This window comes from Microbacterium maritypicum MF109 (assembly GCF_000455825.1).
Classification (GTDB): Bacteria; Actinomycetota; Actinomycetes; order Actinomycetales; family Microbacteriaceae; genus Microbacterium; species Microbacterium maritypicum_A.
The window spans coordinates 318,141-330,439 of sequence record NZ_ATAO01000206.1; the positions used below are offsets into that span (position 1 = coordinate 318,141).

A 12,299-nucleotide genomic window follows, 5' to 3' on the forward strand; every position below is an offset into this window, starting at 1 on the left:
TCGATACCCAGGTTACTCGCATGACCCGGTCCTCCTGACCGTCCTCGTCCGCGCCGCACGACGTCCACGCCGCCTCGCGAGCATCACGTAACGTGAACGGATGGACAGAGCAGTCGCACGATGGATCCTCGCGATCGCGCTCGGCGCGATCGGGGTCGGCCACTTCCTCAGCACCCGCGGATTCCGGGTGGTGGTGCCGGACTGGGCGACCCGCCTGACCAAGCTGGACAAGGACACGATCGTGATCGCCTCCGGTGCCACGGAGGTCGCTCTCGCCACCGGCCTGCTCACGCTGCCGAAAGAGCGGCGCCGCATCGGCTGGGCGACCGCCGCGTTCTTCGTCGCCGTGCTGCCGGGGAACATCCACCAGTGGCGCACGAAGCGCTCGACCCCGGGACTCGACACGGATGCTCGCCGATTCGGCAGGCTCTTCCTGCAGCCGCTTCTCGTTCTGTGGGCGCTGTGGGCGACCGGAGACGAGAACCCGCGCCGCCGCGACCGCCGTCGTCGTTGAACGACCGAGCCCGACCTCCAGGAGAATTGTCCCCATGACGTCCCCCTCCATCGTGTGGTTCCGCGATGATCTCCGACTCGCCGACAACCCTGCGCTGCGGGCCGCGATCGAACGAGGCGAAGCGGTCATCGCGCTGTATGTGCTCGACGAGGAGTCACCGGGCATCCGTGCGCTCGGTGGCGCCGCGCGCTGGTGGCTGCACCACTCTCTGGCGTCGCTGGACGAGCGGCTGCGTGAACGTGGCGGTGCACTCGTACTGCGACGCGGCCGGGCCGAGCGCATCGTGCGCGACACTGTTGCGGAGGTCGGAGCGGGTGCCGTCTACTGGAACCGCCGTTACGGAGGTGCCGAGCGCGCGGTCGACTCCGCGCTGAAGGCGTCCCTCCGGGCCGAGGGACTCGAGGTCGCCTCCTTCGCCGGCTCTCTGCTGCATGAGCCGTGGACGGTCACGACGGGCAGCGGCACGCACTACTCCGTCTTCACTCCCTTCTGGCGGGCGTGCCTCGCGCTCCCCGCGCCCCGCGCTCCGCTCCCGGAGCCGCGAACGGTCGAGGGCCCGCAACGCACTCCGGCAACCGAGGCCCTCGAGGACTGGAGCCTGCTGCCCACCGCCCCCGACTGGGCCGACGGCCTGCGCGAGACCTGGGAGCCCGGTGAACCCGCCGCGCGACGGCGTCTACGCCATTTTCTCGACGAAGACCTGGGGCACTACGACCGCGCACGCGATGAACCCGCTTCCGGTGCCACGTCGCGGTTGTCACCGCACCTCCGCTGGGGCGAGATCAGCGCGTTCACGGTCTGGCACGAGGCGGTGGGTGTCGACGGTGCGGGAGGTTTCCTCTCCGAACTGGGCTGGCGCGAGTTCGCCTGGCACACGTTGTACCACTCCCCCGACCTCGCGAGCGAGAACCTTCGACCGGAGTTCGACGCCTTCCCCTGGCCGCCGCTGGACCCCACCCACCTCGATGCCTGGCAGCACGGTGAGACCGGCGTGCCTCTGGTCGACGCCGGCATGCGAGAGCTCTGGCACACCGGCTACATGCACAACCGGGTGCGGATGGTCGTGGCTTCCTTCCTCGTGAAGAACCTGCTCATCGACTGGCGCCGGGGTGAAGAGTGGTTCTGGGACACGCTCGTCGACGCCGATGAAGCCAGCAATCCCTTCAATTGGCAGTGGGTCGCCGGATCCGGCGCCGACGCCGCTCCGTACTTCCGTGTGTTCAACCCCGAACTCCAGGCAAAGAAGTTCGACCCACAGAACCTCTACATCTCGCGCTGGGCCGCAGACGCCCCCGCCGAGCCGATCGTCGACCTGGGTGACACACGCAAGGCGGCACTCGCCGCGTACGACGTCGTCAAGCGCACCCCACGCTCTCGCCGCGAGTGACCGGAGGGCCCGTCACCTGATGGTCGGAGAAGGACGCGCGCGCCGTCCATGCCAGACTGGAGCCGTGACCGAGTCCAGGAAGCCAGCCGTCATCCGCGGCTTCGCTGCCTCGTCGCTGGCGATCTTCGTCGCACTCGCAGGGCACGTGTCGGGTGGCGGACAGATGCCCGGTGCGCTCGGCATCGTGGTGCCGTGGGTGTTCTCGTTCATGATCTGCGTGCTGCTCGCCGGCCGCTCACTGTCGCTCATCCGCCTGACGCTCTCGGTCGCGGTGAGCCAGTTCCTGTTCCACACCCTCTTCGTGCTCGGAACCGTCACCCCCTCCGGTGTCTCCGTCCCGCACGTGCACGGTGCGCCTCTCGTGATCCCCGCGACGCCCGGCCTCCCGGAGGCTGTCACCGCCGACGCATCGATGTGGCTGGGCCACGCGCTCGCGGCGCTGCTAACAGTGTCCGCGCTGTATCGAGGCGAGCGGTTGATCATCGCCGCACGCAACCTCGCCGTGCAGCTGGGGCGATGGCTGCGCCGCCGGGTCGATCACGTGCTGGTCCTCCCGGCTCTCCGCCTCCCGCGCGCTCTCCGCGGCATCTTCGACGTCGCACGCACGGGCGATCTCGTTCTCCTCGCGACCCTCAGAGGCCGCGCTCCTCCCCTCTCCGCAGCGATCTGATCCGCGCCCTGGGCTTTCACCGGTCCTGTGGTGCGTCACCTCCATGCGCCTTTCGTCGCGCACGGGTTCTGAACGCATGCATGCACGTCGCTCACGCGACGTCTGATGAGAGGCCCTTCCCATGTCCCCTGTCCGCAGGATTGCGGCTGGGCTGGCGTTGGCGACGGTCGCGACCCTCGCGATCGCCACGCCCGCGTCCGCCCACGATCAATTGATCTCCAGCTCCCCGGCCGCCGACGAGCAGTTGGCGGCCGCGCCGGAGAGCATCACGATGACCTTCTCCGGTGAACTCCTGGTGCTCGACGAGTCACTGACCGGGGCTGTCGTCCTGGTCGTCGACGCCTCGGGGAAGGACTGGGTCTCCGGTGACGTCACGGTCGCGGGCCGTACGGTGACCGCCCCCCTTGAGCCAGGCATGCCGACCGCCGGCTACCAGGTGCGGTGGCAGGTCGTATCGGAAGACGGCCATCCGATCGCCGGCGTCGTCCCGTTCACCGTGGGCGATGCCGAGCCGATGGCGGCCCCCGCGCCCGGCGGCGCGGCGGAGACCCCGTCGGCATCCGCAGAACAGCCGGATCAGAACGCAGCAGATTCCAGCGGCATCGTCAGGGTGCTGCTCATCGGCGCAGGCGGGGCGGCAGCAGCCGTCCTCGTCCTCGTCCTCATCCGATTCCTCCGCCGTCCTCGGACGGCAGCCGCTCCGCCGGAAGACGGCGGCTCCGCGGCAGATGACCTGTGAAAGGCACCATTGTGAACACCAGCAAGAACCTTCCCCGCCTCGCGGCCGTGATCGCGGTCTCCCTCCTCGCTCTCACCGGGTGCACCCCGGAGAGCTCCCCGACCGAATCCGCATCCCGCCCCGCGGGTGACGCCGTCACGATCGAGGATGCGTGGGTGAAGTCCGCGGAAGAGGGCATGTCCGCCGGTTTCGGCACCCTCGTCAACAGCGGTGACGACGACGTGACCGTCGTCTCCGTCACATCCGAGGCGTCGGACATGCTCGAGCTGCACGAGACGGTCGAGAACGAGGCCGGTGAGATGGTGATGCGCGAGAAGGACGGCGGGTTCGTCATTCCCGCCGGCGGGAAGCTCGCCCTGGAGCCGGGAGGCAACCACATCATGATGATGGACCTGACCGGTCCTCTCACGGCAGGCAGCGACGTCACCTTCACCCTCACGTTCTCCGACGACTCCACGTATGAGTTCACCGCTCCCGTCAAGGACTACTCCGGCGCGAACGAGAACTACGAGGGCGGCGAAGAGCAAGACGGCTCGGGGCAGTGATGTCGGCGCCCGCCGAGGGCGCCCGCTCCCGCCGCGCCGGGTCGACCCGGCGACAGTTCCTCCTCGGAGGAGCCGTCGCCGGCGTCGGCGCGGTCGCGGCCGTCGGAGTGGATCTCGCCCTGAACAGTCAGGAGAACGGTGCGAAGCCGGTCTCCACGCCGATGAACGGTGAGCAGACCGTTCCGTTCTTCGGCACCCACCAAGCCGGTGTCGACACCGCGGCGCAAGCCCATGGTGTCTTCCTCGGGCTGGATCTCCGCGAGGATGTGGACCGCGACGGGCTCACTCGCCTGATGCGGATCCTGACGGACGACGCAGCTCGTCTGACGCAGGGGCTCCCCGCCCTCGCCGATTCCGAGCCGGAGCTCGCGCTCTCGCCGGCGCGGCTCACGATCACCTTCGGCTTCGGACCCGGTCTCGTCGCCCGCGCCGCGGGCTCCGGCCCTGCGTGGCTCGCACCGCTCCCGGCTTTCGGGGTGGATCAACTGCGACCGGAATTCTCGGATGGAGACCTGCTGTTGCAGATCGCCGGGGACGACCCGTTGACGGTTGCCCACGCGACACGGATGCTCCTGAAGGACGCCCGCGGCTTCGCGAGCATCCGATGGACGCAGCAGGGGTTCCGCCGCGCCTACGGCACGGAACGCCCCGGGACGACGATGCGCAACCTCTTCGGACAGGTGGACGGCACGACCAACCCCGAACCGGGCACACCGGACTTCGACGAGGTCGTGTGGAGTGCGGACGGCTGGCTGGCAGGCGGCACCGGCATGGTGATCCGCCGCATCCGCATGGACCTCGACAAGTGGGACCGCCTGGACCGCGGCGGCCGCGATGCCTCTGTGGGGCGAACACTCGCCAACGGGGCACCGTTGACGGGGACGGACGAGTTCGACGAACCCGATTTCGAGGCGACGACGTCGATAGGGTTCCCCGTGATCCCGCAGTTCGCACATATCCGGCGGGCCCGCGGCGACGGGGAGGAGCGCATCTTCCGGCGCGCGTACAACTACGACGAGCGTCCGATCGGCGCCGAGGTCTCCGAGTCGGGGCTGATCTTCGTCTCGTTCCAAGCCGACGTCGAGCGGCAGTTCATCCCGATGCAGCGCCGGCTGGACGAGCTCGACCTGCTCAACGAGTGGACGGTCCCGATCGGCTCAGCCGTGTTCGCGATCCCGCCGGGATGCGCGGAAGACGGATTCGTCGGCGACACGCTTCTGGCGTGACCGGCCGCGGGCGTGCCCGGGCCCATCCGGGCACGCCCGCAGCGGCGGGCGGCACTTCCCCGACGAGGAACGGCCTGCTTCGGAAACCGATGGGCGCGACATCCTCGGAGTACGAGAGACTTTCGAGACACGAAAAAACCCCCGGAGATCCGGGGGTTTCAGTGTGCGCGATACTGGGATCGAACCAGTGACCTCTTCCGTGTCAGGGAAGCGCGCTACCGCTGCGCCAATCGCGCCCGTTGGGGCTTTTCAGTTTTCCGTGAGGTGGCGACGGGATTCGAACCCGTGTAAACGGCTTTGCAGGCCGGTGCCTAGCCGCTCGGCCACGCCACCGTGTGGATTGACCCCACGTGCGGCAGACCTTCCGAAGAAGCCCTACTGCACTCGAGCGGATGACGAGACTCGAACTCGCGACCCCAACCTTGGCAAGGTTGTGCGCTACCAACTGCGCTACATCCGCATTTCGTTCCCGGTTGTCCCGGGCACTCATGAAACATTAGCCGAAGATCCGCACTCCGCCAAACCGGCAGCGAATCTCGCGCGTGTCTCGCCGAGTGGTCCGCGAGGCCTCCGAGCGTCCGGTAGTATCGGTTGACGTACCCCACGGGTATGGGCGATTGGCGCAGTTGGTAGCGCGCTTCCTTCACACGGAAGAGGTCATCGGTTCGAGTCCGGTATCGCCCACCACATCGCCCCCGGTTCTCCCGGGGGCTTTTTCGTCCCCTGCCCGCTCCCCCGGCGGCGTTCCTGGGAACTTGCTATGGTCGAGAGACGCTCTCACCCCCTGAGCGATGGTCGTGGCTCCGCCGCGATCTCACGCGTCAGACGCCGACCGGCGACCACGCGATCACCGAATCCCGTTCGAGGATGCACCGCTGTTCGGTGCGCCCGGAAACGGACGTCCTCGAAAGGAGCCGCACCCCGGGCTACTCGTCTGTGTGCTGTGATGCGCCTCAGTGGTCCAGGTTCGTTCTCGCCATGCCGACCCTTCTCCACTCCCCGCAGAACCCTCAACACCAGACGACGCATTACTCCCCCACTTAGCGGGACTCCTTCTCCATCGACAGGCGGCATCGCCGCACCAAAGACGAGAAAGCGAGTACCCGGTGGAAGACTTCCACACACTGTCAGGACCGGTCGTGATCCTGCTCATGCTGCTGTTCTTCGGCGGCAGCCTCTACATGTCCATCCGCATCTCCCGCAGAAAGGAGAACGCCGACGGATACATGACCGGTGGCGGCAAGATCGGGTTCGGCATCTCCGCCGCCTCGATGACCGCTACCTGGATCTGGGCATCCTCGATGTACGCCTCCGCGACATCCGGATACACCTACGGCATCTCCGGCCCCATTCACTACGGCCTCTGGGGTGCACTGATGATCCTCCTCATCTATCCGTTCGGGCGCCGCATCCGCACGGTCGCACCCCACGCGCACACCATCGCCGAGGTCATGTTCGCCCGCCACGGACGTTCGAGTCAGCTCATGCTCGCCGGCTCCAATGTGCTCGGCAGCCTGATCAGCCTCACGTCGAATCTGATCGCCGGAGGCGCGCTCGTCTCGATGCTGTCGCCGTTCACCTTCACACAGGGCATCGTCGCCATCGCGATCGGCGTGCTCGCCTACACGCTGTGGTCGGGCTTCAGGGCGTCGGTGCTCACCGACTTCGCGCAGGTCATCGCCATGCTGGGGGCCGTCGCGATCATCGTTCCGGTGATCTTCTTCGCCGCGGGTGGCCCCGAGCTGTTCGTCACCGGCGCAGCGAACCTCACCCCGCAGCAGGGCGACTTCTTCTCTTCCGACGCGTTCTTCAACCAGGGCGCTCCCTACATCGCCGCGGTGCTCGCCTACGCGATCGGCAACCAGACCATCGCGCAACGACTGTTCGCCGTGCGAGAGGACCTGATCAAGAAGACATTCGTCACCGCGACATTCGGGTACGGCGCGTCTATCATCGGGATCGGCATGCTGGGAGTGCTCGCCCTGTACGCAGGGATCCAGCCGATGGACGGCGACGTCAACAATCTGATCCCGCAGATGGCGTCGACATACCTGCCCCCGCTGCTGATCTGCGTGTTCTTCGTCATGATCATCGGCTCGTTGTCGTCGACCGCGGATGCCGACATGACGGCTCTCTCGTCGATCATGATGGCTGACATCTACGGGCAGAACATCGCGGGCAAGAAGAACGCCAATCCGAAGACGATGCTGCTCATCGGCAGACTCACCATGATCGGCGCAACCGCCGCGGCACTCGGCTTCGCATCGATGCAGTTCAACATCCTCGACCTCCTGGTGTTCGTCGGTGCACTGTGGGGAGCGCTCGTGTTCCCGGTCATCGCGAGCTTCTACTGGGACCGCGTGACGAACTCCGCGTTCAGCATCGCCGTGATCGCCGCGCTCGCCGCGTTCCTGCCCGTGCGTTTCGAGTGGATCTCCCTGTCGGGGGGCTGGGGTCTCGCGAGTGACGTCCTCTCCGTCGTCGGGATCGGGGTGGTCCTGGCCCTGATGTCGTTCGGCTTCTTCGGTCTGCGGGTGGCGCTTGTGGTCGGGACGCTGGCCACGCTGGTGTCGGCGCCGTTCGCGATCGGCTTCCTGCACCAGTACCCGGTGTTGTCGGGGTCGCTGGTCGCATACGCGGTGAGCACGTTGGTCTGCGTCGCCCTCACGATGATGAACAGGACGCGGAGATTCGACTTCGACCTGATCAAGGAGCGCACCGGCAGCTTCGACACCGGGGATATCACACGAAGCGCCGATGTGAAGGGCGACGCCACGCTCGCCGGGAAGGACGCCTGATGGAGACCATTCTGTTGACCGCGTACGTGCTGGTGTGGCCGATCATCGTCGTCGGGGTGCTCACCGTCGTGATTCGGGCTTTCGTGAAGGACGCCAAGGAGGCGAGACGCGAAGGGCGCGACATCATCTGATCATCGATGGCTCCGCACAGATGTCGACAAGGCGTGTGTGCGGAGCCATCGGCGCACTGCCCTGCGCCTGCACCTCTCGCGCTCGGACGAAGAGGATTGCCTCGATGCCGCCCGTCGTCGCGCGTCGCCGCCCTCCGTGGCGCTACTCGATCGGAATACGCAGGACCCGGTCGTCGCCCTCGCGGGGATCGCCCCGCCCGTCCGTGTTGTTCGTGAGAACCCAGAGTGCCCCGTCTGGCGCGACCACGACGTCGCGAAGCCTCCCGAGCGATTCGACGAAGTATTCCCCGGCGGTGCGCACGTCGGAGAGCGGCACCTCCCTGAGCCGCTCTCCGCGGAGATTCGCGATGAAGATCGATCCCGATGCGATCGTGATGCCGCTCGGACTCGCGGTGTCCGGCGACCACTGCTGGACCGGATCGACGAACCCTTCATGATCGGCGATCCCCTCGACCGTCGGCCACCCGTAGTTCCCACCGGCCTCGATCACGTTCAGTTCGTCCCAGGTGTCCTGGCCGAACTCGCTCGCGTAGAGCGTGCCCTCGTCGTCCCACGCCAGGCCCTGAGGATTGCGGTGGCCCAGGCTGTAGATGGGTGATCCCGGGAAGGGGTTGTCCTCCGGCACGTCCCCGTCCGGTGTGATGCGGAGGATCTTCCCGGCCAGCGAGTCCCGATCCTGAGCCCCCTCACGGTCGCCCGCGTCGCCGACCGTCACGTAGAGCATGTCGTCGGGGCCGAACGCGATGCGTCCGCCGTTGTGATTCCCGGCGGCGGGGATCCCGGAGAGGATCGTCTCGGATTCGCCGAGCTCGAACGAACCCGGCGCCCCCGACAACGCGAAGCGCTGCACCCTGTTCTCGCCGACAGCCGTCGAGTACGCGTACAGCCAATCGTCCCGCAGCGCGATACCCAGCAGTCCCCCCTCTCCTCGAGGCGCGACGCCATCGATCATCCCGAGCTCGCGAAGCCTCCCGTCGCCGGAAACCTCGACGATGCGGGCGGTGTCCCGTTCGCTGATCAGCGCCGTGCTCCCGAAGAAGGCGATGGACCATGGGGCCTCCAGTCCAGCCGCGACCGTGGACGCGCGCCCCGGAACGATGCTTCCCGATCCGGCGGACGGCGAGGGTGCGAGCGGCGCGGGAGAAGACGAGGCGGGGGACGTCGGAGCGCACGCGGCGAGAGCGATCGCGATGAGAGCAGTCGAGACGAGAGCAGTCGAGACGAGAGCGCCCGCCCCGCGAGCGACCGCGGCGACACGCGGATCGGCCGGCGTCCTCTGCGCCCTCCGCGTCGTCGTCATCGCCGATCCCTTCATCCTCCGTTCGAGAGTAGGCGAGCGGCGCGCACCGCAGAAGAGGCAGGTGTCCGAGGGGGCGCGTAGCCTGCCACGGTGTCGAAGGAACAAGCTCTCCCGGGCCCGTGCACCCTCTGCGGAGGAACGGTCGGTGCCCGCGGTGACGACTCCTGGCGCTGCGCCTCCTGCGGATGGCGTTACGGGGACGTCCCCGACGCCGATCTCCCGCTCCCCCGTATCGACATCGTCTACTACATCCGTTTCGACCGTCGGGTGAAGATCGGCACGAGCCGACGACCGCGACAACGGCTGGCGAGCATCCGACACGACGAGCTCCTCGCCTTCGAGCGAGGCGGACGCCCGGTCGAGCAGCAGCGACACCGCGAGTTCGCCTCGGTCCGCGAAGGCGGAGAGTGGTTCACGTTGACGGACGATCTGCGGACGCACGTCGACGCCCTCCGCCGCGAGGGTGAGCCGTGGCTGCTCTACGGGCGATGGCTGAGCAACGCGCTCCGCGGTCTCGATGCCTCGTGACCTGCGCCAGGACATGACGATGCCGGGCGACCGCTTCGGGAAGTCCAGTCGCCCGGCACCGCGTCTCTGCGGGGATCAGGCCGTGGCCGCATGCCCCCTGGTGGTCGCCGGCTGCGGCTGCGAGAACAGCACCACGACGATCACGGCGACGCCGACGACGACGTGCGGGAGCCAGACGTTCAGCGCCTCGCCCGCGAACCCGAAGATCCACGGCGAGAGGGCGAGGAAGAGGCTGGCGACGATGTCGAACACCAGGTGGACGGGCATCGGGATGAAACCGAAGGGACCCCATTCGTACTTCGTGAAGAGGCTGTACACGATCAGCCCGACACCGAGGACGATCGGGATGATGACCGCCGCTCCGCCCACGTTCGCGAAGCCGAACAGCCAGGGAGCGGCGATCAACGCGACGCCGACGATGTAGTCGAGAATTCCGTGGACCTTGGTGGGGATGAAACGCATGATTCCTCCTTGTGTGGCGCCGCTTCCGCGACTCACCACTGGTTCGAAGCCCGCCACGGATCGGATTGCCTCCCCGCCTCGGAGGACGATCGACCTGCGGGCCGGGGAGCTCGACTCGAGTCTCTCGACGGCGCACTCGCGGCCCGGTCCCAGGCAGCCCTGCTACGTTGAGCATGCCGGTATCTCGCCGGCATCAGGGAAGACTTCTCGTCGACCAACGGGCCTCCTGGGTCATTTCGTTCTCCGTCGCCTCCTCTGTGTGAGCCCGAGGAGCATCATGCCCACCCCGTCAGTCCCCTCTTTTCTCGACCCTGCGCACGCCTGGGCGGCGCCCACCGCCCTCCCCGTCGGCACCACGGCCATCGTGTATTGCGAGGGCCAGTTCGGCGAGCAGGACGGCAAGACCGCGAACGGTCTGGTCCGACACTCGGAGAAGTACGAGATCCTCAGCGTCATCGACAGCACCCACGCGGGTGCGGACGCCGGGGTGCTCCTGGACGGTCTCGCGAACGACATCCCGATCCTCGACGGACTCCCGACGGCGATCGCTCATGCAGGTCACGTGCCGGACTACCTGATCTGCGGTGTCGCACCGGCTGATGGGCTGCTCTCCGCCGACCAGCGCACCGTGCTGCTGGACGGCATCGCCCGCGGGATGCACATCATCAACGGCCTGCACGAGTTCCTCACCGACGATGCCGAGTTCGTCGCGGCTGCCCTTCTCGCCCAGGTCACGATCACCGATATCCGTCGCCCCCGGGACAAGAAGGATCTCCATCTGTTCTCCGGCCGCATCTTCGACGTGACCTGTCCGCGGATCACCATCCTCGGGACCGACGGCGCGATCGGCAAGCGCACCACCGCGACGATCCTCGTGAAGGCCCTCAACGATCGTGGCGTCCACGCCGTGATGGTCGGCACCGGACAGACCACGATCATCCAGGGCGGCCGCTACGGCGTCGCGCTCGACGCCCTCGTGCCCCAGTTCTGCTCGGGTGAGGTCGAGAACCAGGTGGTCGCGGCATTCGAAGGCGAAGACCCGGACGTCATCATCGTGGAGGGCCAGGGCGCGCTCAGCCACCCCGCATACATCACCTCGGCGCACATCCTCCGCGGCAGTCAGCCTGCGGGGGTCATCGTGCAGCACGCCCCGGGCCGGACGGTCCTGGGCGACTTCCCGATGGTCGCTATGCCGACGGTCACGAGTGAGATCGCCCTGATCGAGGCTTTCGCCGACACGAAGGTCATCGGCGTCACGGTGAACCATGAGAACCTCACGGCGGAGCAGCTCGCCGCCGCCATCGACGAGATCGAGCTCGACACCGGACTCCCCGCCACCGACCCGCTGACCCGACCGCTGGCGGAGCTCGTGGAGATGGTGCTGCAGGCGTTCCCGACGCTCAGCCCGCGACGGACCACCCGTAGCGCCGCGTGAGAGCCGCTCCGACCCGGTCATAGCGCCCCCGATCGAGAACGGCGGCCTCTCGCCGCAACCCGCGCTCGTGCACGCTGTACAGCTGCTCGACATCCACCCAGGACTCTCGACCCTGAGAGTCCCAGTCGCCCGTACCGATCGACAGGTAGTCGCGGTCACCGTCATGGGGCTTGCTCGTCATCCGCACCGCGTACACGCGCTCTGCGGACTCCCGTCCGATGACGAGCACGGGACGATCCTTCCCGCGACCGTCGTTCTCCTCGTAGGGAACCCAGGTCCAGACGATCTCTCCCGCGTCCGGTGCGCCGTCCCGCTGCGGTGCGTAACCGACCTGCAGGTGCGTGATCCGATCCGGATCGATGCGGACGGTGTCGGTGCCGCGCGCCCGTCCCGGGTCGGTGCCGCCACCCGCGGGCGTCGGGCGCTCCTGCGGGGTCCGTAGACGCGCGTCCGGGCGTCTCGGATCTGATGTCCGAGACGCCCGGCCGGATCCCACTGCCTTGAGCAGGATCTCCGCGAGTGTTGCCAGGATGCCGTTGGTCTTGCTCACACGGTCACCCTAAC

At 67.6% G+C, this 12,299-nt stretch carries 13 protein-coding genes and 4 tRNA genes; 11 read left to right on the forward strand and 6 right to left on the reverse strand.

Annotated features, from left to right (window positions below; translation table 11 throughout):
- Positions 1-100 precede the first annotated feature (100 nt).
- The 6 genes from L687_RS35805 (at position 101) to L687_RS35825 (ending at position 5,081) form a co-directional block, all read left to right on the forward strand.
- Positions 101-514 carry a DoxX family protein gene (locus L687_RS35805; RefSeq protein WP_021200650.1) on the forward strand — a complete coding sequence of 138 codons (414 nt, stop codon included), beginning with the start codon at positions 101-103 and terminating at the stop codon, positions 512-514.
- A gap of 34 nt (positions 515-548) precedes the next feature.
- Positions 549-1,901: a cryptochrome/photolyase family protein gene (locus L687_RS35810; protein ID WP_021200651.1), complete on the forward strand. Its 1,353-nt coding sequence runs from the start codon at positions 549-551 to the stop codon at positions 1,899-1,901.
- A gap of 64 nt (positions 1,902-1,965) precedes the next feature.
- On the forward strand, positions 1,966-2,571 hold the full coding sequence (locus L687_RS0121785; RefSeq protein ID WP_021200652.1) for a hypothetical protein: 606 nt from the start codon (positions 1,966-1,968) through the stop codon (positions 2,569-2,571).
- Positions 2,572-2,692: 121 nt separating this feature from the next.
- A complete protein-coding gene (locus tag L687_RS35815; protein ID WP_031207672.1) occupies positions 2,693-3,310 on the forward strand; it encodes a copper resistance CopC family protein in 618 nt (205 codons plus the stop codon).
- Positions 3,311-3,321: 11 nt separating this feature from the next.
- Positions 3,322-3,855, forward strand: coding sequence for a copper chaperone PCu(A)C (locus L687_RS35820; RefSeq protein ID WP_031207674.1), 534 nt, complete (start codon positions 3,322-3,324; stop codon positions 3,853-3,855).
- The gene (locus tag L687_RS35825) at positions 3,855-5,081 is read left to right on the forward strand and encodes a Dyp-type peroxidase (protein ID WP_021200655.1); all 1,227 of its coding nucleotides are present in this window, start codon (positions 3,855-3,857) and stop codon (positions 5,079-5,081) included. The genes L687_RS35820 and L687_RS35825 overlap by 1 nt, the downstream gene beginning before the upstream one ends.
- Before the next feature lie 164 nt (positions 5,082-5,245).
- Here the strand turns inward: L687_RS35825 and L687_RS35830 are convergent.
- The 3 genes from L687_RS35830 to L687_RS35840 form a co-directional block, all read right to left on the reverse strand.
- Positions 5,246-5,317, reverse strand: a tRNA-Val gene (locus tag L687_RS35830).
- A gap of 26 nt (positions 5,318-5,343) precedes the next feature.
- Positions 5,344-5,414: transfer RNA gene (locus L687_RS35835), tRNA-Cys, on the reverse strand.
- 54 nt (positions 5,415-5,468) lie between these two features.
- Positions 5,469-5,541 (reverse strand) — tRNA-Gly (locus tag L687_RS35840).
- A gap of 151 nt (positions 5,542-5,692) precedes the next feature.
- Between L687_RS35840 and L687_RS35845 the strand changes: the two genes are divergently transcribed.
- The 3 genes from L687_RS35845 (at position 5,693) to L687_RS43140 (ending at position 8,010) form a co-directional block, all read left to right on the forward strand.
- Positions 5,693-5,768: transfer RNA gene (locus L687_RS35845), tRNA-Val, on the forward strand.
- A gap of 464 nt (positions 5,769-6,232) precedes the next feature.
- A complete protein-coding gene (locus L687_RS35850) occupies positions 6,233-7,879 on the forward strand; it encodes a sodium:solute symporter family protein (protein WP_046398999.1) in 1,647 nt (548 codons plus the stop codon).
- Positions 7,879-8,010, forward strand: a complete 132-nt coding sequence (locus L687_RS43140) for a putative transporter small subunit (protein ID WP_021200657.1) — start codon at positions 7,879-7,881, stop codon at positions 8,008-8,010. The genes L687_RS35850 and L687_RS43140 overlap by 1 nt, the downstream gene beginning before the upstream one ends.
- Before the next feature lie 142 nt (positions 8,011-8,152).
- Here L687_RS43140 and L687_RS0121790 read toward each other — a convergent pair whose 3' ends face one another.
- Positions 8,153-9,310 carry a PQQ-dependent sugar dehydrogenase gene (locus tag L687_RS0121790; RefSeq protein WP_235045238.1) on the reverse strand — a complete coding sequence of 386 codons (1,158 nt, stop codon included), beginning with the start codon at positions 9,308-9,310 and terminating at the stop codon, positions 8,153-8,155.
- Positions 9,311-9,400: 90 nt separating this feature from the next.
- Here L687_RS0121790 and L687_RS35860 point away from each other — a divergent pair, with 90 nt between their 5' ends.
- Positions 9,401-9,838 carry a GIY-YIG nuclease family protein gene (locus tag L687_RS35860; RefSeq protein ID WP_021200659.1) on the forward strand — a complete coding sequence of 146 codons (438 nt, stop codon included), beginning with the start codon at positions 9,401-9,403 and terminating at the stop codon, positions 9,836-9,838.
- 75 nt (positions 9,839-9,913) lie between these two features.
- On the opposite strand, the gene L687_RS35865 is transcribed toward L687_RS35860, so the two are convergent.
- A complete protein-coding gene (locus tag L687_RS35865; RefSeq protein WP_021200660.1) occupies positions 9,914-10,300 on the reverse strand; it encodes an SPW repeat domain-containing protein in 387 nt (128 codons plus the stop codon).
- 277 nt (positions 10,301-10,577) lie between these two features.
- On the opposite strand from L687_RS35865, the gene L687_RS35870 reads away from it, so the two are divergent.
- Positions 10,578-11,735 (forward strand): DUF1611 domain-containing protein, encoded by a 1,158-nt coding sequence (locus tag L687_RS35870; RefSeq protein ID WP_021200661.1) that lies wholly within the window; start codon positions 10,578-10,580, stop codon positions 11,733-11,735.
- On the opposite strand, the gene L687_RS35875 is transcribed toward L687_RS35870, so the two are convergent.
- The gene (locus L687_RS35875; protein ID WP_021200662.1) at positions 11,701-12,285 is read right to left on the reverse strand and encodes a type II toxin-antitoxin system PemK/MazF family toxin; all 585 of its coding nucleotides are present in this window, start codon (positions 12,283-12,285) and stop codon (positions 11,701-11,703) included. The two genes, L687_RS35870 and L687_RS35875, sit on opposite strands and share 35 nt — an antisense overlap.
- Positions 12,286-12,299: the final 14 nt, after the last annotated feature.